Source organism: Sphingobacterium shayense, assembly GCF_013179575.1.
Classification (GTDB): domain Bacteria; phylum Bacteroidota; class Bacteroidia; order Sphingobacteriales; family Sphingobacteriaceae; genus Sphingobacterium; species Sphingobacterium shayense.
Genome location: NZ_JABMCQ010000355.1, coordinates 1 through 612, shown reverse-complemented (window position 1 = coordinate 612; position 612 = coordinate 1). Strand labels below are relative to the sequence as shown.

At 43.6% G+C, this 612-nt stretch carries 1 protein-coding gene; it reads right to left on the bottom strand.

Translation table 11 applies throughout. From position 1 onward, the window contains the following. A partial coding sequence (locus HP439_RS19330; RefSeq protein ID WP_246229432.1) for a reverse transcriptase domain-containing protein occupies positions 1-612 on the bottom strand: 612 nt, incomplete at both ends.

Genomic DNA, 612 nt, shown 5'->3' with positions numbered 1-612 from the left:
CTATACGAAAGTAGTTGATCCACCCCCGAGTAATTTGCCTTAACTTAGTTAATCGTACATGCATAAGAGTTGGTGAGTTTCGGCGAGTATTTTGACGTACTTTCTCTCGAATCCGCTCGATACTCTTAGGCGAAATACGAATGTGCCAGTGTCCTCGATTTTTGAAGAAGCTGAAACCTAATAAGCTACTTTGAACAGGCCTACTTATCTTACTCTTTTCTCGGTTTACCTTCAGTTTGAGGACAGATTCGATGTAGCTAGTGATGTTGTTCATAACACGGTGTGCGGATTTCTTACTCCCCGTGTAGATGCTACAATCATCGGCGTAGCGTACGAAGCGATGTCCTCGCGAGCTTAGCTCTGTGTCCAACTCGTTTAGGATAATATTAGACAAAAGTGGACTCAAAGGACTACCCTGTGGTGTACCTTCTGTTCGCTTCTGTTCGAGCCCATTTTCCATAATGCCACAACGAAGGTATTTCCCGATGAGTTCTAGAACTCGACGATCCTTAATCTTCTTGCTCAGAAGGTGCATCAATTTGTCATGGTTCACTTGATCGAAGAATTTCTCCAAATCAAGCTCTACAACCCACGTGTATCCCGTGTTGAGAT